The sequence below is a fragment of the Veillonella parvula genome, assembly GCF_036456085.1.
GTDB lineage: Bacteria > Bacillota > Negativicutes > Veillonellales > Veillonellaceae > Veillonella > Veillonella parvula_E.
On sequence record NZ_CP138632.1, the window covers coordinates 1,937,695 to 1,957,204 of the forward strand.

13 protein-coding genes are annotated in these 19,510 nt (G+C 40.6%); 12 read left to right on the forward strand and 1 reads right to left on the reverse strand.

All coding sequences use genetic code 11. The features are described 5' to 3' along the window. The first annotated feature begins 11 nt into the window (after positions 1 to 11). From PK1910_RS09005 to hemQ, 6 genes are all read left to right on the forward strand, one after another. Entirely contained in the window at positions 12 to 1,283 is a 1,272-nt protein-coding gene (locus PK1910_RS09005; RefSeq protein WP_287513012.1) for a metallophosphoesterase family protein, read from the forward strand. After that, entirely contained in the window at positions 1,273 to 4,155 is a 2,883-nt protein-coding gene (locus tag PK1910_RS09010) for an ATP-binding protein (protein WP_331298791.1), read from the forward strand. The genes PK1910_RS09005 and PK1910_RS09010 overlap by 11 nt, the downstream gene beginning before the upstream one ends. 208 nt (positions 4,156 to 4,363) lie before the next feature. Beyond that, positions 4,364 to 5,407 (forward strand): uroporphyrinogen decarboxylase, encoded by a 1,044-nt coding sequence (gene hemE, locus PK1910_RS09015; RefSeq protein WP_331298792.1) that lies wholly within the window; start codon positions 4,364 to 4,366, stop codon positions 5,405 to 5,407. 4 nt (positions 5,408 to 5,411) lie between these two features. Further along, positions 5,412 to 6,392: a ferrochelatase gene (locus tag PK1910_RS09020; protein WP_331298793.1), complete on the forward strand. Its 981-nt coding sequence runs from the start codon at positions 5,412 to 5,414 to the stop codon at positions 6,390 to 6,392. After that, entirely contained in the window at positions 6,389 to 8,005 is a 1,617-nt protein-coding gene (gene hemG / locus PK1910_RS09025) for a protoporphyrinogen oxidase (RefSeq protein WP_331298795.1), read from the forward strand. The genes PK1910_RS09020 and hemG overlap by 4 nt, the downstream gene beginning before the upstream one ends. 230 nt (positions 8,006 to 8,235) lie before the next feature. Continuing rightward, positions 8,236 to 8,967 (forward strand): hydrogen peroxide-dependent heme synthase, encoded by a 732-nt coding sequence (hemQ, locus tag PK1910_RS09030; RefSeq protein WP_077708019.1) that lies wholly within the window; start codon positions 8,236 to 8,238, stop codon positions 8,965 to 8,967. Between the two features lie 701 nt (positions 8,968 to 9,668). Here hemQ and PK1910_RS09035 read toward each other — a convergent pair. Continuing rightward, positions 9,669 to 11,006, reverse strand: a complete 1,338-nt coding sequence (locus PK1910_RS09035; protein WP_331298798.1) for an MFS transporter — start codon at positions 11,004 to 11,006, stop codon at positions 9,669 to 9,671. Positions 11,007 to 11,368: 362 nt separating this feature from the next. On the opposite strand from PK1910_RS09035, the gene PK1910_RS09040 reads away from it, so the two are divergent. The 6 genes from PK1910_RS09040 (at position 11,369) to PK1910_RS09065 (ending at position 19,362) form a co-directional block, all read left to right on the forward strand. Continuing rightward, the gene (locus PK1910_RS09040) at positions 11,369 to 12,055 is read left to right on the forward strand and encodes a Crp/Fnr family transcriptional regulator (protein ID WP_039965394.1); all 687 of its coding nucleotides are present in this window, start codon (positions 11,369 to 11,371) and stop codon (positions 12,053 to 12,055) included. 71 nt (positions 12,056 to 12,126) lie between these two features. Then, on the forward strand, positions 12,127 to 15,804 hold the full coding sequence (locus PK1910_RS09045; protein ID WP_287511448.1) for a nitrate reductase subunit alpha: 3,678 nt from the start codon (positions 12,127 to 12,129) through the stop codon (positions 15,802 to 15,804). Beyond that, positions 15,794 to 17,227: a nitrate reductase subunit beta gene (gene narH / locus PK1910_RS09050; RefSeq protein WP_038125763.1), complete on the forward strand. Its 1,434-nt coding sequence runs from the start codon at positions 15,794 to 15,796 to the stop codon at positions 17,225 to 17,227. Before PK1910_RS09045 ends, narH begins: the two co-directional genes overlap by 11 nt. After that, complete coding sequence (gene narJ, locus PK1910_RS09055; RefSeq protein WP_038125764.1) at positions 17,220 to 17,744, forward strand: nitrate reductase molybdenum cofactor assembly chaperone; 525 nt, start codon at positions 17,220 to 17,222, stop codon at positions 17,742 to 17,744. Before narH ends, narJ begins: the two co-directional genes overlap by 8 nt. Further along, the gene (gene narI / locus PK1910_RS09060; protein ID WP_120055684.1) at positions 17,741 to 18,412 is read left to right on the forward strand and encodes a respiratory nitrate reductase subunit gamma; all 672 of its coding nucleotides are present in this window, start codon (positions 17,741 to 17,743) and stop codon (positions 18,410 to 18,412) included. Before narJ ends, narI begins: the two co-directional genes overlap by 4 nt. 347 nt (positions 18,413 to 18,759) lie before the next feature. Next, positions 18,760 to 19,362 (forward strand): hypothetical protein, encoded by a 603-nt coding sequence (locus PK1910_RS09065; protein WP_270279235.1) that lies wholly within the window; start codon positions 18,760 to 18,762, stop codon positions 19,360 to 19,362. The last annotated feature ends 148 nt before the right edge of the window (positions 19,363 to 19,510 follow it).

Consider the following 19,510-nt stretch of genomic DNA (forward strand, 5'->3'; position numbering starts at 1 on the left):
AGTGGATATAGATGCAGCCGTTTCGATTTATACACTGTGGTGATCTGCATTTAGGGGCACCCTTTCAATATGCTACAGGTATTAGCAGCGCTGTTGATCGCGTTGTAAGTGAAGCAACCTATGTAGCCTTAGATAAAATTATTGATACTGCTATTACAGAACATGTTCATGCTGTTGTAATAGCTGGTGATATTTATAATAGCGAAGACCATAATTTAGAGGCTCAAGTCCGTTTTGTGCGCGCCATGTATCGCTTGGCGGAGCATCGTATTGATGTCTATATGGTACAAGGTAACCATGATCCTGCTGAAAGCTGGAAAGCACAATTACAGATGCCAGATAATGTACATGTATTTTCTAGCGAACAGGTACAGCGTTTCCCGCTCATCGTTAACAATATAGAAATTGGTGGCGTATATGGTATTAGTTGTGGTCATGGTAATGAAAGTGACAACTATGCTCGTCAATACAGAGCTTTTGAACGGGATGAATTTTCCCTTGCTGTTATGCATGGTACTGTAGGCTCTAGTGTAGGCTCTGAAAATCATAATATAACAGGACCTTGTAACTTAACTGATTTAACAGAGGCCGCTATGGATTATTGGGCATTGGGCCATATTCATAAATCTCAAGTTCTTAGCGAGGAGCCTCTCGTAGTTTATGCTGGTAATTCGCAAGGATTGCATCGTAAAGAACATGGCCCTAAGGGGTGTTATCTTGTATCTGTATCACATAATGGTCATTGTGATTTGCGATTTATCGACACCTGCGCTGTCCGATTTGAGGAAATCAAAATCGATATTGCTGGCATGCAAAATGAAACGGATTTTTTAGAGATTTTGCGCCGTAAAAAAGAAAACTTGCGAAAGCAGCATAAGAAAAACATCTTGCTATCCATCGTTTTGTCCGGTACAGGACCTCTACATCGCCTATGTACGCAAGAGGGAATTCGAAAACTATGGTTGCAAGAGTCTCAAAATGAAGAGAAAAGTAAATCTATATTTGTTATGCCTTACCGTATCATTTCTAATACAAGACCTAGTATTAATCTAGTTGAGCGACGTCTATTAACAGATGTAGTAGGTGATTATTTGCGTGCTTATGATGATATGGTAGATGGGGATGCGATACAGACTGCGCGCCAAATTATGGCGGATCGTCCTGAATTTAAACGCTTAGGCGCATATGCCGATTTATTAAGTGATGAATTATTGGCACGAGCTTTGAAACGTTGTGAAATTGAAGGTGTTACTGTATTGATGGGGGCTAATGATGAACATTAAACGCATACGATTTGATGAATTTGGCCCGTATCGCGACTGGTCTTTCACTACGGGTGACAATGGGGTTCAACTCATGTATGGCCCTAATGAAAGTGGTAAGACATCCTTGCTCGAAGGGATGCGCACCTTGTTGTTTGGTGGTACTCATAAGGCTTATGGTCCTATGACGGGGGCCCTTGATGTGGACCGTAATGGTGAAAGCTACTATATCGGTCGTAAGGGTAAGCAGTTAGACTTTTACAGTCCTGGTAATCCTGCCATCCATGAAGAGCCGGCTCAACATTGGTGGCATGGCATCGATAAAAAAACATATAACCGCATATTTGCGTTAACATTAGACGACCTACAAGGCCTTGATGTATTACAAGAGGTAGAGGTTCGTTCCCGATTCTTTGGCGCTGAAGGGGGAGAACACTTAGGTGGCGCTGTTAAGGATGTTGAAAAAGGGGCTACAGACCTACTTGTAGCATCCTCGAATGGTAAACGTCGCATCAATGTATTGATGGATGAGCTTAAAGAAAACCGCCAAAAGCTGAGTCAGTTGGCGGAGCATGAAGCGCAATATGTGGAATTACAAACCGTCTTTCACAGTACGGAGCAAACCGAAATGGAATTGCAAAATCAGTTGAAAGAATGGAAGGAATATCGGGATGGTATCGATGTAGTATTGCGTGCGTGGGATACGTATCGTCGCAGTGAAGAGGCGCGTATGCACATGCAGCAGTACAATAGTGAACTCGCCTTGAGTCGTGATGAGTTTCTTCGCCTTGATGAAGAAATTAAACGGGCTCGTGACAATATGCAATTATGGCAGGAAAAGGAAGCGGCATTGATGCCGGCTAACTTTAGTCCTGATAGCCCATTTGGAACTTATGGCCAAGATATTGAAGATCTTATTCAACAAGGTGCTAAATGGGAGCAATTACGCCGTGAATGCGAAGAAGGCGATGCGTACATCCGTAAGGTTAGAGAACAATTGGAGTTTTCACGCACCCTACATTCTGCGTGGCGTCATGATGAGCCAATGGCAGAAGACATCAATTGGTTTGATGGAGAACGTTTGGCAAGTCGTTTGCGCACCGCAAAAGAACAACTTTTACATTGGCAAGACCGCAAACCTGCAGAGGCTACCGATGAGGTGCCGACGGCGAACCTTGAAGGGGCATCCTTACCTAACTTTAGTGAAGAAGAATTAGCTAAAAAAGAATATTTAGAACGTGAATTAGATCGTATCTTAATGGATATAGATCGAGTAGAGGCTAGACGGAATAGTTCTGGTTCAGATGCACAGCCTACAATTCTGCCAAAATGGCTACAACGCATTAGTGGTATAGGTGCTGTTATTGCTGTATTGGTAGTATTAGCAGGCCTGTTGGTTCTTGAATCTGCATTATATACTATAGGTGGTTTTATTTTCTTGATTCTATCTATGGGGCTATTCTGGTATGCTACCTGGAGGCTTCATAATGGTAACTCTGAAGTGTCTAAATTAAACTATGAGTTACAAATTTTATCCTCCCGTAAATCCGATGTAGAGCATCAGCTAGAGGCTTTGATCAAGGCTGCTACGCCTACAGCGAGTCCTGTACCATCCTTAGAAGGGGTGGCACATCTTGAACGTTGGATTCAAGAAGGTCATACATTACAAGGCATTTACGATGAAGCTCTCGCAGCATGGCAAAACTGGTTACCCCGAGGGGCGGCTAAGAGTCTCGATGAAGATGATTTCTTTGGCCTCAAACATGAATATGATCAATATCATGAGCAACTACGTACCATAGAAGGCTATGAAAAGCGTTTGGCGGAGCATAAAGAAGGTCTACGTATTATTGAAGACCAAGCGATGGCTTTGTGGTATAACCTTGGGATAGAGGCGCCAGTATCTCCAACAGAGCTAAAACGCATTTATAACCAATATAAGAACTTCCAACAAAATAAGATTGTATGGGAACAAAAGGAAGCACAACGTAAAAGCTTCCGCAATGAATACGATAATTGGCATCGTAAGGAAAAAGAGCTACTCCTTCGTCAACAAGAACTGCTCCATAAAGCGGGTATGGAAAGTTCCAACGAGTATCGTCAACATCTTATCGATGAGGACCAATATAAACAGTGGCAAACCATCTACAAGCAAAGTCAAGTGCAGCTTGATTTGCTTGCTCCTGATGCGGAGAATAAAGACTTGTTCTACCGTCGTTTGCGTGAAGGCAACAAGGATAACTGGTTGGATGAATTGGCTCATTCTGAGCGTGAAATAGCCTCTATCGAAGATAAATTGGCTACCTTGTACGAGCGTCGCGGCCAAATCGTTGAAGCCATGCGTACACTTGGTTCTGACCAGGAACAACACCAAATGTTGCAAGAACGAGAGGCTTTACAAAGTGAATTAGAGTCTGCTCTCGAAGATTGGGCTACGCAAGTATTGATAAGCCATTGTATGGATAAGGCTCAACAATCATATGAACAAGAAAAACAACCTCATATGTTAGAACTTGCATCCTCTTATGTTGAAAGACTAACTGATGAGAGGTATACGCTTGATATTCTAGGTATCAATAAAGGGGTAGCACTTATCAACAACAATGGGGAACGACTAGAACTTAAATTCTGGTCTAGTGGTCTAGCTGACCAAGTATACTTGGCATTGCGTCTTGCCCTAGCCAAGGTATTCTCTTATCAAGTAGAATCCTTGCCGATTATCTTGGACGATATTTTGGTGCGTTTTGACGAAAATCGTCAACGTAGTGCCTTGGAACTGTTGGCTGAGCTTGGAAAGAATCAACAGATTTGGCTCTTTACCTGTCAACGCTCCGTATATGATATGGCTCAATCTATTATGGGCATCGATTGCCATAGACTAAGTCGTAGCTAAATTAATTTCGGACTGGAATTAAAGACTAGTTGAATTAAAGACTAATTAGATTAAATAGATATCAACGAGGTAATGAAATAATCCCTGTGGTCGCTACAAGCTTTCACAGGGAATATTAATGGCATTGTTGTGTGTGATTGTAACCAAAGTAACTGTTTTAGTTACCATAGTGTGTTAGTATACATTTAGAACGAAAGGGGTTGAGTACTTGAACACAGCTTATTTGGACATGATCCAAGGGAAGAACCCTGGTGTAACGCCTGTGTGGTATATGCGTCAAGCTGGTCGTAGCCAAGCGGAATATCGCAAAATCAAAGAGAAATATTCATTATTTGAAATTACAAAAGAGCCCGAGTTATGTGCTCGTGTTACGGAATTACCTGTTAAGGAATACGGCGTTGATGCGGCTATCCTTTACAAAGATATCATGAGCCCAATGGTGGCTATGAATGTAAATGTTGAGCTGAAGGCCGGTGTGGGTCCTGTGTTTAGCACGCCTATCCGTTCTATGGCTGATGTAGAGGCTCTAGATTCCTTTGATCCTACCAAGGTAGAGTATATCGGTAAAACGATTACACTCTTAACATCTGTCATGCTCGACGTGCCACTCATTGGTTTTTGTGGTGCGCCGTTTACGATTGCATCCTACCTTATCGAAGGGGGACCAACGAAGAACTACAATAAGACTCGTGGCATGCTCATCGGTGCTCCTCGTGTGTGGAATGCATTGATGACTAAATTGGCGGATATGTCCATTGCGTACTTATCCATGCAAGCTGAAGCGGGTGCCAATGCACTTCAAATCTTCGACTCTTGGGTAGGGGCTGTTAATGCAGATCAGTATAAACAAGGGATTTACCCTCATATGGAGCGAATCATTAAGGCTGTAAAAGCTAAATATCCTCATTTACCTATAGCGATGAATGGCGTTGGCACTGACCATTTGGTGTCTATTTGGTCTCATTTGCCATTAGACGTAATTGCCCTTGATTGGCGTAGTTCCATTGTTATGGCGAATGAACGGGGTGTAACGCAAACCGTGCAAGGTAACTTAGATCCAGCGTATCTGTTCGGGGACGAAAAAACATTGGCTCGCGAAGTAGATCGTATCTTGCTCGAAGGAGTTCGCTACGGGCGCCATATCTTCAATTTAGGTCATGGCGTATTCCCAGAGGCAGATCCTCAAAAACTTCATTGGCTAACGGACTATGTGCATGAACGTAGTCGTGAAATTTGGGCTCAAGAGAGGTAAATTAGTGAAAGTAGAAAAAAAAGGATTATTATTCCTGTCTTATGGTAGCCCTTTAAGTAAGGATGATTTAGTACCCTATATGACGAGCATTCGTCGTGGCCGTGTACCAACGAAAGAAGAGATTGCTAATCTTACTAAGCGTTATGATACAATCGGTCAATGGGAAAATGTTGAACTTCAAACTATGGCAGAGTGCCAATATAGAACCTTGCTTACTCTGTTGCCGACTATGCCTTCCGCTATTGGTTTTTTACACATGAAACCGTCCATTGCAGATGCAGTTGACTCCTTAGTCCAGCAAGGAGTGGAGCATATTATCGCTATTGTAACGGCTCCATTCTTCACCGCTCTCGGTACCGGGGCTTATGAAAAACAAGTGCAATCAGCTATTTCAAACCATGATAATGTGACATTCGACTTTATCCGTTCCTGGTGGGATCAACCAACTTTTAAGGAATACTGGGTAAAAACAGTTTCAGAGTGTGTGAATAATGATAAATCAGAATGTGTAGATAGTGTTACATCAGTGTATGTAGATAGTACAAACTCAGAGTGCGCAGTTGTAGATGCGAACGGTAAAGATGTATTTGTTGTTTTTAGTGCGCACAGTATACCTCTTATCAATAATCATGATGGCGATTCGTATGCGTTGGCTTTAGAGGAAAGCGCTAAAGAGATTGCTGAATATTGTAAATTACCGAACTGGACTGTGGCATGGCAAAGTGCGGCTCCTCATGGCCAATGGTTGGAACCTACCGTAGAGGATGCAATCAATGAAGCTTTACAAACTGGTGCTACTCGCATTGCTTTTGTACCATTTGGATTTGTAAGCAATCACGTTGAGGTACTGTACGATAATGATGTGGAGTGTAAAGAACTCGTTGAAGCAAAGGGCGCAACATATATGCGTGCACCCATGCCAAATTGTAATGAAACATTTTTACAAGCAATGGCGAGTGCAATAATAGAAAGGATTCATTCGTGAATGTAACAATTGTGGGCGGTGGCTTAACAGGGCTAACAGCGGCTTATTATTTAGGCCATGCAAAGCCGGAATGGACCATTACTCTTTTCGAACAAGCACCACGATTTGGTGGGAAAATACAAACGCAACGTGTGGATGACTTCGTAGTGGAACTCGGTCCTGACTCCTATTTGGGGCGTAAAACAGAAATGACAGATCTCGTGCATGATCTTGGACTAGGTGATACCCTTGTGTCTAATGAAACAGGTCAAGCCTTTGTATATGATAAAGGCTCTATCCACCCAATTCCGGGCGGCTCCATCATGGGCATTCCTACGGAAATGATGCCCTTTGTGAAAGCAACACTCATTTCATGGCCTGGTAAATTGCGTGCTGGCCTAGATTATTTTAAGAAACCATACCAACTCGATAAAAATGGGGATGTATCCATTGGTCATTTTTTCAAATACCACTTAGGACAAGAAATGATGGATAAACTCATCGAGCCCCTATTAGCGGGTATCTATGGTGGCGATATTTATAAAATTAGCCTATTGTCGACATTCCCTCATTTTATTCAAGTAGAACAAAAGTATGGGAACATGGTAAAAGGTATGATGGCTGCTAAGATGAGTCACTCCAAAGCAGGTGTCTCTAAGGCCGCCAAAGGGGCTGTTACTGAAGGTGATGTTCCTCGAGCTGGTAAAGGCACTATGACGGACCGTCAATTTGAAAGTCACGAAGCTAAGACTAGTCAAGATACTTCTGCTGGTAATAGTGTAAACAATTCTAGTCAAATGACAAAGACTAGTTCTAATCATCAGTCTGCTAAGACACAAGCGGATATGGAAAGTCGAAAGGGTACTGCTGCTCAATCCGGCATGTTTCGTCAATTGACAGGCGGCCTTGAAAGCGTGATTACCGCTATCGTTGAGGCTATGCCTAGTAATGTACATTTGCATACAGGTACACTAGTTTCTGATATTCGATATGTTGAAGGTGTGTACGCAATCGATGTGGTCAATCAGTATAACAATTCTTGTGGTTGTCAATCTATGGCAGATCATGTGATTATTAGTACGCCGCCGGCAACGTATACACAATGGTTTAAGGATGATCAGGGTTTTGACTTCTTGCGTTCCATGGAGCAATCTAGTTGCGCCATTGCTATTATGTCTTTTGATAAAAGCACCTTTGATGGTGCTCTCAAGGAATCGGGTTTGCTTATTACTAGAAATACAGATACGCCTCTTACAGCGTGTACTATTCTTAATCAAAAATGGCCTCAAACAACGCCAGATGACAAGGTGGTGTTGCGAGTCTTTATTGGTAAGCCTGGTAATGATGTAGTAGAACGACTCAGCGAAGAGGAACTTTCAGAATTGGCAGTTAAAGAAATTCAACATATCATGGGTTTCTCTGTCAAACCAGAGTGGGTGCGCATCAATCGCCTCATTCACTGTATGCCTCAATATAATGTAGGCCATCGTGCAGGCATTAAATCTGTTCGTGAACATGTGGCGGAGCATTATCCAAATTTACATCTCATCGGTACGCCCTTTGATGGCATTGGAATCCCTGATGGTGTAAAACAAGCAAAAGAACTGGTAGAAAAACTTGTGAATGACAAGTAAAATAGTGACTTGCTTAAAAGAGTTAGTATAGTATTAAGAGCTATAGGATTATCCTCAGCATAAAAGTAGAAGTTTAGTCTTAACTAAAGAATGTACTAATAAAAAATCTCAATAGAAACTAAATTGAAAAGACTCTATATGCTATAATAGTAAGTGGAGTCTTTTGATTTCCGTAATTATAGATATACATTATTATTTTGATATAATCACCATAGATAGGAGTGATCATAATGGGAAAAGCAATCCCTACAGTAGAAGGTTGGCATAGCCAACACATGGTATTCGCCATGGATTTCAGCGCATGGAACTGTTTCACAGAGGATGAAAAAGCAGCAGCGCGCAATGAATTAAAAGCATTCTTAGCCGACCTTGAAGCTAAACATCAAGCTAAAGAAGGTAGCTATGCATTCTATGATTGTAATGGAGCAAAAGGGGATTTAATCTTATGGATTCTCGGTCCATCCCTTGAATACTTGGCTCAAGTAGAACGTAAATTCCGTCGTTTAGCTATTGCAAGTGTGTTGGTGCAAACTTATTCTTATACTTCTGTAACAGAAGTAAGCACCTATGTTAAGGCCAAGTTAGATACAGAGGAGGTTAATCAAAAATTATATCCTCATGTACCTCGCGATAAATATATCTGTTTTTATAATATGAGTAAAAAACGCGAAGGTGATGACAATTGGTTCATGTTACCACCGCAAGAGCGCGGTGCTTTGATGAAAGCTCACGGTGAACTTGGTAAAACATACTTGGATGTATTATCTGAATTCACTACTGGTGGCTGTGGCCTAGACGACTGGGAATGGGGCATTACCATCTTTAGTAATGACGACATCCAATTCAAAAAAATCGTATACGATATGCGCTTCGAAGTAGCCAGTGCAAAATACGGCATCTTCAGCGACTTCTACGTTGGTACCATCATCGACGATGCACTACTAGAAGAAATTTTTGGATAATAAAAAGGGACTGCTTGGCAGTCCCTTTTTGTTATTATTTAATTCATATATATCGATAAATAACTGCTTATTGTATCGTATATTCGTTCGATTTATAATGTTCTTAAGGTAGTCGGCGAGGTTGGGTCTCTCTTCGTTATAGAAGGGGGTGAGCTTATGAGTGACTTTGAACTTATTACAGTTATCATTGGAATATTGACATTAGTCGTTTCCTTTGGAGCACTTATAGCGCTTATTTGCCTCACAAAAAGCAAATAGCCCTCCGTTACCAAGTGTAATTAGATAAACAGAAAGGCCATTTCCTAGATAATTAGTTTTTGAGATGCGCCTGACGTTCCTACTCGTCTGACTATCTATTTATATTATAGAGATAAAGATATATATCGTCAAATTAGAATGAATGGACTGCTTAGCAGTCCATTTTTTTCCCTCAAAATGAAGGCTATAATTTTGAACAGAAAATTTTGTATACGTACTGTACTGTGTAAAATATAATTCACTATATTCGATTATCTTATTCATGGCTATATTTTTATAAAAGAGAACCCCGCATCAATCCGACTTACGAGGTCAAGGCCCTAGGCCGCAGACCTGATAAGTATGGAGGAAAGATGCGGGGTTTCTTTTATCACTTAGTTTATGAAAGTGAATTATATTTTGTAGTACCGTCGAGTGAACGTAAATTTTCTGTTTCCAGAAAATTATACGTTCATATTTGCACCTTTACGCACATAGAACCAGTAGCACACAGATACAGTTACAAGGTTGAACGCAAGTAATACAGCAAAGGCTGGGTGAATATTGCCGAACATGGAATATACAAAGCCGAAGATTTTAGGAGTAATGAAGGCACCGTATGCAGCTACGGCAGCAACGAAACCTGTAATTAAAGAGGAAAGCAATGGATTGCCAAATACGTGAGGAATCATACGGAATGTAGCACCAGTTGCGAAGCCACAGCATACGAATGTCAACACGGACATAGCAAAGAAGAATGGGAAGTTGTGCATATCTACGCCAACCGCAATTAGCGCTGTTGTTGCACATAGACCGAGAAGGCTTACAAAGGTAACTTTTGTACCGCTGTTAATTTTGTCTGCTAACCAACCACCTACAGGGCGAAGTGCACCTGCTACAAGTGGACCTACGAATGCGATAGAAGCAAATGGTACTTCTGGGAATTCTTTACCTACTAATAGACCAAGTGCTGCTGCATAACCAGAGAAAGCACCGAAGGAACATGTATAAAGTAATGTAAACGCCCAAGTGTGTTTGTTCCCAAAGATTTGTACAAGATTTTTAGGATTTGGTTTTTCTAGTGGTAAGTTATCCATGAAACGTGTCATAAGTGCAAGGATAACAACGAGTGGTACGATCCACATGAAAGCTGCATTGGCAAGGTATACTGCGTTACCTTTGATGATAGCTGGTGTTACACCAAATACACTACCTAGTGCAGTAGAACCCATAGCAAATGGAGCCAAGAAGTAGATTACAGAAACACCAAGGTTACCAACGCCGCCGTTGATACCAAGAGCAGTACCTTTTTCGGATTTAGGGAAGAAGTTGCCAATGTACGCCATGGAGGACGAGAAGTTGCCGCCCGCTAAACCGATAAGGACAGTCAAAATCATGAATGTCGTATAAGAAGTTGTTGTATCTTGAACGGCAAAGCCAAGCCATACAACAGGAACTAATAAAATAAGTGTGGAAATAAATGTCCAGTTCTTACCACCGATTAAGGCCGGCATGTAGGTATATACGAAACGTAATGTAGCACCTACAAGACCTGGTAATGCGGCTAATGTAAATAATTGATCTGTTGTAAAGTTAAAGCCAGCGCCATTTAGTTGTGCTGCAATGGTTGCCCATAAATACCATACACAGAATGAAAGGGTTAATGCAATTGTGGATATAACCAGGTTTTGTTTAGCAATTTTTTTACCAAACTTTTCCCAAAATTCTGGATTTTCCGGTTGCCAATTAGCCACGATTTCGCTACGGCTTGCACCTACTTGAGGCATTTTTAGTTCGTTCATTTTGAACTTCTCCTTACTGTAACAACTATACACGCAGATAAGACAAGAAAAATATATTAAAATTATATATAAAGTATATATAAATAATAAAATCTAAAAAAATCCTATAGAAAGTATTCGATTTGCTTACAAATTGCGTTATAATTATTGTAGCATTAATATTTTTCAATGTCTTACATCACAGATATATTATATAGTGTAATTTTTTTTGTGAATGTGATGTAAAACACACATATTCTGAAATTAATAAGTTATAATAATCTTATATATACGAAAAAGTATATAGTATAGGTGCTTTTACTATAAATAGATTAGTATAACTAATGGATTTTGTTATAAAAGTACTGTGGAGTGATAATGGTATGGATCAAAATTTAATTAACCAATTGCTTGCTTTGCCGGGTGAGGAACTACATCTTAAAAAAGGTGATTTTCTCTTCCGTGAGGGGGACAAGGCAGAATACTTTTACGTAGTAGTAAAAGGTAGAATGAGCATTAAAAAGTTCGAAGCTAGCGGACACATTTTTGCGTTGCGTTTAGTAGGACCGAATAATGTAATTGGTGAGGTTCCGTTGTATGAGGAGAACACTAGATCATATGTGTTCAACGCCATTGCTCGGGAGGATTGCTCTGTTTATTGTATACGCTATGATGTGTTGGAAGGGGCTATTGCAAAAGACCATTCATTGGCCATTGCGATGATGAAAATCTACACTTTACATATGCGTCGTCAACAGGCAAAATACCGAGACTTGCTACTTTACGGCAAGAAGGGAGCATTCTATTCTACCTTGTTGCGCTTAGCCAATAGTTATGGTGTAAAGCGCGAGGATGGTATCTTTATTGATATTGCCCTAACAAATCAAGAGTTGGCTGAGTTTGCTGCCACATCAAGAGAAAGTTTAAATCGCATGTTAAGTGAGTTGCGTAAGTTAGGCTATGTAGCCTATGACAAACACCATCTAGTAATCTGTGATTTTGACGCTTTAATCGGATTACTTGATTTAGAGGTTGATGGTATCGACCCTAATATTAGTAATATCGAATAACAGGATTTTCTCCCTTGTGTTAGCACATCTAGCACAAGGGATTTTTTTGTAGTTTTGAAGGAGGACACGAGATGAGCTTGTTGTCTCAAAAGTTTAAGTTTCTTCGTAAGAAGGAAGTATCTCCAAGTGGTCATCAAATCACAGAAGATGGTGGTCGCGAGTGGGAAAATTTTTATCGTGACCGTTGGTCCTACGATAAAGTAGTCCGTACGACTCATGGTGTAAACTGTACTGGTTCTTGTAGCTGGAACATTTATGTTAAAAATGGTGTTGTAGCTTGGGAAAATCAAGCAACTGATTACCCTGAAACACCAGATGATATGCCGGATTACGAACCACGTGGGTGCCCTCGTGGTGCGACCTTCTCTTGGTATCTCTATAGCCCTTTGCGCGTAAAATATCCTTATGTACGTGGCGAATTGGCTGAGCTTTGGAGAGAAGCAAAGAAGAATGCTAAGAACCCAATCGAAGCTTGGAAATCTATCGTAGAAGATCCTGAAAAAGCGAAAAAATATAAGTCTGCCCGTGGTATGGGTGGCTTTGTGCGCTCCACATGGGATGAAGCAACAGAAATCACTGCAGCATCCTTACTATATACAGCAAAAACTTACGGCCCTGACCGCAACGCAGGATTCTCGGTAATTCCTGCGATGTCCATGTTGTCCTATGCAGCAGGGGCTCGTTTCCTTAACTTGATGGGTGGTACACCATTATCCTTCTATGACTGGTATGCCGATTTGCCACCTTCCAGCCCTCAAGTTTGGGGTGAACAAACTGATACACCTGAATCTGGTGACTGGTATAATGCTGGTTACATCATGACTTGGGGTTCTAACGTACCGTTAACTCGTACGCCAGATGCTCACTTCTTGACAGAGGTTCGCTATAAAGGTACTAAGGTAGTATCCGTGTCTCCTGACTATGCGGAATCTACCACATCTTCCGATGCATGGCTCAATGTAAAAGCTGGCACCGATGCGGCGCTTGCTATGTCTATGGGTCACGTTATTTTAAAAGAATATTACATCGACAAAGAAACTCCATACTTTAAAGAGTATGCAAAAGAGTTCACAGATATGCCATTCCTTGTACGCGTTGAAGACATCAACGGCACGGTTCAACCAGGTCGTTTCTTGAATGCTAAGGACTTAGGTAGCCAAGAGGAAGGCGCTGACTTCCAAATGGTATTGATTGATGAATTAACAAATGAAATCGTTGTTCCTAATGGTACAATGGGCGAACGTCACACACATCCTGAAAAATGGAATTTACGTCTTGAAAATCGTGATACAGGGGCTAAAATCGATCCTCGTTTATCCGTATTTGATCAACGTGAAGATGTGACGATTGTTAAATTGCCGTACTTTGGTGATGAAGAACACGAAGGCATTATTGAACGTGCTATTCCAACTATTACAGTACAAACTGTTGATGGTCCTGTGAAAGTGACTACTGTATACGATCTCATTCTTGCTAACTATGGTATTGACCGCGGTATCGGTGGTGAGGTGGCGACAGCTTACACTGACGACACTCCATACACACCTACATGGCAAGAAAAAATCACTGGCGTAAAAGCAGACATTGCTATTGCTACAGCACGTGAATTTGCAGATAATGCAGAAAAAACGAAAGGTCGTTCCATGATTATCATGGGCGGTGGTATCAATCACTGGTATCATGCCGATGTTATTTACCGTACTATTTTGAATCTTATCATGTTCTGTGGTACAGAAGGTGTTAACGGTGGTGGCTGGGCCCACTACGTAGGTCAAGAAAAACTTCGTCCTGTTGAAGGTTGGGGTGGTATCATGACTGCCAATGACTGGAGTAAGGCTCCTCGTTTGCAAAATGGTACATCTTGGTTCTACTTTGCTACAGAGCAATATCGTTCTGACTGCATCGATTTGGCAGACCGCGTATCTAAATTGGCTAAACCTCGCTATCGTCATCCTGGGGATTACAATGTATTAGCAGCTCGTTTAGGCTGGTTGCCATCTTATCCTACTTTCAATAAAGGTAGCCAAGAATTGATTAATGATGCTCGTGCAGCCGGTGCTAGTACAGAAGCAGAAATCAACCAATATGTAGCACAAGCCTTGAAAAATAAAGATTTACAATTCTGCGTAGAGGATCCTGCAGCTAAAGAAAACCACCCTCGCAACCTGTTTGTATGGCGTGCGAACCTTATCGGCTCCTCTTCTAAAGGTCATGAGTACTTCTTGAAACATTTATTGGGCACAAAAAATGCCGTATTGGAAGATGATGATGCTCCTACGCGTCCAGAAGAAATTAAATGGCGCGAAGCAGATGGTGCGGGTAAGCTTGATCTCTTAATTGATATCGACTTCCGTATGGCGTCTACAGGTTTATATTCTGATATCGTGTTCCCAGCAGCTACATGGTATGAAAAAGAAGACTTGTCTTCCACAGATATGCATCCATATGTACATGTATTCCAAGCTGCTGTTGATTGCGCATGGGAAACTAAATCCGACTGGGATACATTCCGTACCCTTGCAGAAACAGTATCTCGCGTAGCAAAAGAATCTGGCTTTACAGAATATGAAGATATTGTAGCTACTCCACTTGGACATGATAGCCCAGGCGAAGTAGCGCAACCAGAAGGTAAAGTTCTTGATTGGAGTAAAGGCGAATGTGAACCAATCCCTGGTAAAACAATGCCGAACCTCGTTCATGTAAAACGCGATTACAGTCAGATCTTTGAAAAATACATTGCTTTAGGACCTAATATCGAAAATAAAATGGGTGCTCACGGTTTGGCGTGGGATGTATCTGACGAATATCAAACATTGTATGCTCAAAATGGTACGATTGATAATCCAGATTTCATTTCTCATGGCCGTCCAAGCATTTACGAATGTAAGGAAGCTTGTAATGTTGTATTAACATTATCTTCTTGTACAAATGGTAAATTAGCGGTTCGTTCTTGGAAAGCGATGGAAGAAAAAACAGGTCTTTCTGGGCTTGAAAAGAATGCAAAAGGTCGCGAACAAGAAAAAATTACCTTCGATGACATGGTTCGTCAACCACGCTTTATCATTAGCTCTGTAACAAGTACTGGTAAGAACGATAAAAACCGTCGTTATTCTCCATTTACAACATCTACAGAAGATAAGGTACCATTCCGTACTGTAACAGGTCGTCAATCGTTCTATTGTGATCATGAAATGATGCGCGACTATGGCGAAGCTATGGCATTGTACAAACCTGTATTGTCATATAAACCAGTACAAGGTGATTATAAACAAGAAGGTATTCCAGAAATTACATTGAAATACTTAACTCCACATAATAAGTGGTCTACACATAGTATGTACTTTGATAGCCAACAAATGTTGACATTATTCCGCGGTGGCCAAACAATTTGGCTTAACGAAGATGATGCAGCAGAAATTGGTGTTAAAGATAACGACTGGGTAGAAGCTTTCAATAAAAATGGTGTAGTTGCAGCTCGTGCAGTTGTATCTCCACGTATTCCTCGTGGCATTTCTTATATGCATCACTCCCAAGACCGTCACATCAACGTTCCTGGTACGCAAGTTAAGAAAGATCGTCGCGGTGGTACACACAATGCGCCAACTCATATTCACATGAAGCCGACACACATGATCGGCGGTTATGGTCAATTGAGCTATGGCTTTAACTACTATGGCCCAACTGGTAACCAACGTGATATGACAATTGTGGCTCGTAAATTGAAGGAGGTGGATTGGCTTGAAGATTAAAGCTCAAGTATCCATGGTCCTAAATTTGGACAAGTGTTTAGGCTGTCATACATGCTCTATTACTTGTAAAAATACATGGACGAACCGCGAAGGCGCGGAATATATGTACTTTAATAACGTGGAAACCCGCCCTGGCGTGGGTTACCCACGTAATTGGGAAAACCAAGAGAAATGGAAGGGTGGCTGGACTCTCGATAAAAGCGGTAATTTGGCGCTTTCCACAGGCTCTAAAGGCTCTCGATTGATGAAGTTGTTCTATCATCCAGAACAACCAGAAATTACGGATTACTTTGAACCTTGGACATACGATTATGAAACATTGATTCATACCGGTCGTAAAAATAATCAACCTGTAGCACGTCCTCGTTCTTTGTTAACAAAGCAAAAAATGGAAGTAACATGGGGCCCTAACTGGGATGATGATTTGGCTGGTGGTCATCATGCACGGGAAGATGTGAACTTGGCTAAGATGGGTGATGATATCGTATTTGACTACGAAGAAGTATTCATGCGTTATTTACCACGTCTTTGTAACCATTGTTTGAATCCTGCATGTGTAGCAGCATGTCCATCCGGTGCTATCTATAAGCGTGATGAAGATGGTGTTGTACTTGTTTCTCAAGATGTATGCCGTGGTTGGAGACATTGCGTTCCATCTTGCCCATACAAAAAAATCTTCTATAACTGGGAAACAAATAAAGCTGAAAAATGTGTATTCTGTTACCCTCGTTTGGAAAATGGCTTGCCTCAAATTTGCGCTGAAACATGTGTAGGTCGTATGCGCTATGTTGGTGTAGTTTTATACGATATGGACAAAGTTCAAGAAATGGCAGCTACGAAGGATGAACAAGAAATTTACCAAAATACAGTAGATTTGATCTTGGATCCTAATGACCCAGAGGTTATTAAAGCCGCTCGTGAAGCAGGTATCTCTGAAGCCTTCTTGAAAGCAGCTAAAAAATCTCCTGTTTACAAGCTTGTAAAAGAATGGGGCGTTGCATTGCCATTGCATCCAGAGTATCGCACATTACCTATGGTTTGGTATGTGCCACCGCTCAGCCCAATCTTACAACGTGTTACATCTGATGTATACTTGCCAGATGCACATGAAATGCGCGTGCCTGTACAATACTTAGCTAATATGTTTACTGCTGGTAATACAGATATTTTAGCTCGTGTATTACAACGCATTCTCGATATGCGTGAATACATGCGCCGCCGTGAAACAGGTGACGAAGCAATCGCTCATGAAGTAGATCTTACAGAAGAGCAAATGTATGCTATGTACAAATTGTTAGCATTGTCTAAATATAATGATCGTTTTGTTATCCCATCCGATGTTAATGTATCTCGCGAAGGTCGCTTAGAAATGCAACATAATCGCGGTTTTGCATGCCCGACAGGGGGTTGCCATAATGGATGATGCACAAAAAATAGCTCTCATTGCTTCTTTTTTGCTTCGGTATCCAGATGAATCTTGGTACAATGAACTTGGTGAATGGAAAGAGGATACTTACTCTGTTGAGCATCCTCAGCTTCGCCAAGGATTGCTAGAGTTCTTTGATTACATTGAAGAAACGGATCGTAAGGCCTTTGAAGACCAATACGTACGTATCTTTGACTTCAGCCGTAATACGACGATGTACTTATCGACTTACGAATTGCAAGGTACAGGGGAACAAGCAGAGGAACTCGTTAAATATAAAGCCTTCTTTCTAGAAAATGGCTATGATTTACCAAAGGAGATGCCTGACTATATTCCAGCTATTTTAGAGTTATGTGCAGTTATCGAACCTGAAAAGGCTCGTGAAGTGTATGATTATTGTAAACCAAAGCTAGAATATATTCGGGATCGATTGATCGAAGCAAAACTGACCTATGCATTCTTATTTGATATCATATTGTCGGTTGCAAATGGATTGGAGGACGGTGCACGATGAATCTATTTTTATGGGGCGCTTTGCCATATATTGCGTTTACCTTCTTAATCGTAGGCACACTTGTTCGTTTCTTCTACTTTGAAAGAAACTGGACTACAAAATCAAGTGAATTTTTAGAGAAAAAACAATTACGTATTGCCAATCCATTGTTCCACTTTGGTTTGCTATGCGTTATCGGCGGTCACGTAGTAGGTGTATTAGTGCCTAAAGCTTGGACTGCAGCTTTGGGTATCAATGACCATATGTACCATGAAGGTGCATTATATATGGGTGCTGTAGCGGGTATCATCTTCATCGTTGGTTTCTTGCTCTTGATGAAACGTCGCTTTACTGTACCTGCTATGAAAGTAAATACATCTGGCCTTGATAAATGGTTATATTTATTCTTAACATTAGCTATCTTTAGTGGTATGGCTGGTACATTGCTTAATGCATCTGGCTTTTTTGACTACCGTGTATCCATCGGCCCATGGTTCCGTAGCTTACTATCCTTTATGCCTGATCCATCCTTGATGGAAGGCGTGCCATTCATGTTTAAATTCCACATGTTGGCATGGATGGTGGTTGCTATTATCTTCCCATTCAGCCGTTTGGTACACTGCTTGAGTGTTCCACTCAACTACTTAACACGTCCGTTCATCGTATATCGTAAACGAGACGAAAAATAATTAGGATGATGATTGATTTGCATGCTCTTTATAATATGACAAATTAATCCTTAGCCCCTTGTATTGGTGAAAGCTTATGCTGACTAGTACAAGGGGCTTTTTGTTTGAGTATGTTATTTTTTTGTTCTAAGCTAAATCAAAATACTAATGATAATCAAAATACTAATGATACTATATGGGGTTGCTGTATATAGTATTACAATTCAAGTCGAATCATATTCTAATTTAGAATTATTCTTATAATAAATACTACCTATCTAATATAAGTAATCTACAGATTTCGATTTAAATGATAAAATATATTAAGTAAATTAGATATTATAGGTATTATTTTAGAGAGGTTTACAATGAATCAAGTGGAAACAAAACAGTATAAGAGTATTTACCATATCTTTATATGGATTACGATCTTTGCATTAATTATGATCGGTTTATTGGAATGGGGCTACATTGAAAGTGGGCGTGCTTTTGGTAACTATAAAGTCTATACAGGTCTTGTACCTTGGTGTGCCTGGATTGTTATGACTTATTTGGCAACTAGACCTAAATGGTTTACAAGCCGTTATAATTTGGGTGAAATGTTCAAGATTCACCGTGCACTAGGTATTGCATCTGTAGCTGTTATTGGGTTTCATTTATATCTCTATTTTGGTAAAGCAGCTAAATCCATCCTCGGTTGGTGGGGTGGCTATGTGGCACTTACTTCCTTTGGTATTGGCACAATTTCTGGCCTTGCGTTCTTAACTCCAAAACTTAGAAAAGTTACACCTTCTGGTCGTAATGTGGGCATTTGGCTTCATCGCTTAAATCTTGTAGCATTAGTTGCTGCAGATATCCATATTCATGGTTTTAATCGCATTTCCAAAATGGTACCATTCTTACAAGTATTTGATATTATCACGTACGGCCTTGTTATCTACTGTATCTACTTGATGTTTAAAAAGAGATAATAAGATACATACAAATCCCTTCTGTGTTAAACAGAAGGGATTTTTTCGTTATATTTTTATTATTTAGGAAATTAAATAGGGCATATTATTAGTCAAAGGTATATATAATTGTGAGATTGATATACATTTTCTCTTTACTCAATTAATG

What these genes read in the sequence shown, in the direction of transcription:
- PK1910_RS09005 (WP_287513012.1), top strand. Translation starts at nt 12, where the DNA reads ATGCAGCCGTTTCGATTTATACACTGTGGTGATCTGCATTTAGGGGCA.
- PK1910_RS09010 (WP_331298791.1), top strand. Translation starts at nt 1,273, where the DNA reads ATGAACATTAAACGCATACGATTTGATGAATTTGGCCCGTATCGCGAC.
- hemQ (WP_077708019.1), top strand. Translation starts at nt 8,236, where the DNA reads ATGGGAAAAGCAATCCCTACAGTAGAAGGTTGGCATAGCCAACACATG.
- PK1910_RS09035 (WP_331298798.1), bottom strand. Translation starts at nt 11,006, where the DNA reads ATGAACGAACTAAAAATGCCTCAAGTAGGTGCAAGCCGTAGCGAAATC.
- PK1910_RS09040 (WP_039965394.1), top strand. Translation starts at nt 11,369, where the DNA reads ATGGATCAAAATTTAATTAACCAATTGCTTGCTTTGCCGGGTGAGGAA.
- PK1910_RS09045 (WP_287511448.1), top strand. Translation starts at nt 12,127, where the DNA reads ATGAGCTTGTTGTCTCAAAAGTTTAAGTTTCTTCGTAAGAAGGAAGTA.
- narJ (WP_038125764.1), top strand. Translation starts at nt 17,220, where the DNA reads ATGGATGATGCACAAAAAATAGCTCTCATTGCTTCTTTTTTGCTTCGG.
- narI (WP_120055684.1), top strand. Translation starts at nt 17,741, where the DNA reads ATGAATCTATTTTTATGGGGCGCTTTGCCATATATTGCGTTTACCTTC.
- PK1910_RS09065 (WP_270279235.1), top strand. Translation starts at nt 18,760, where the DNA reads ATGAATCAAGTGGAAACAAAACAGTATAAGAGTATTTACCATATCTTT.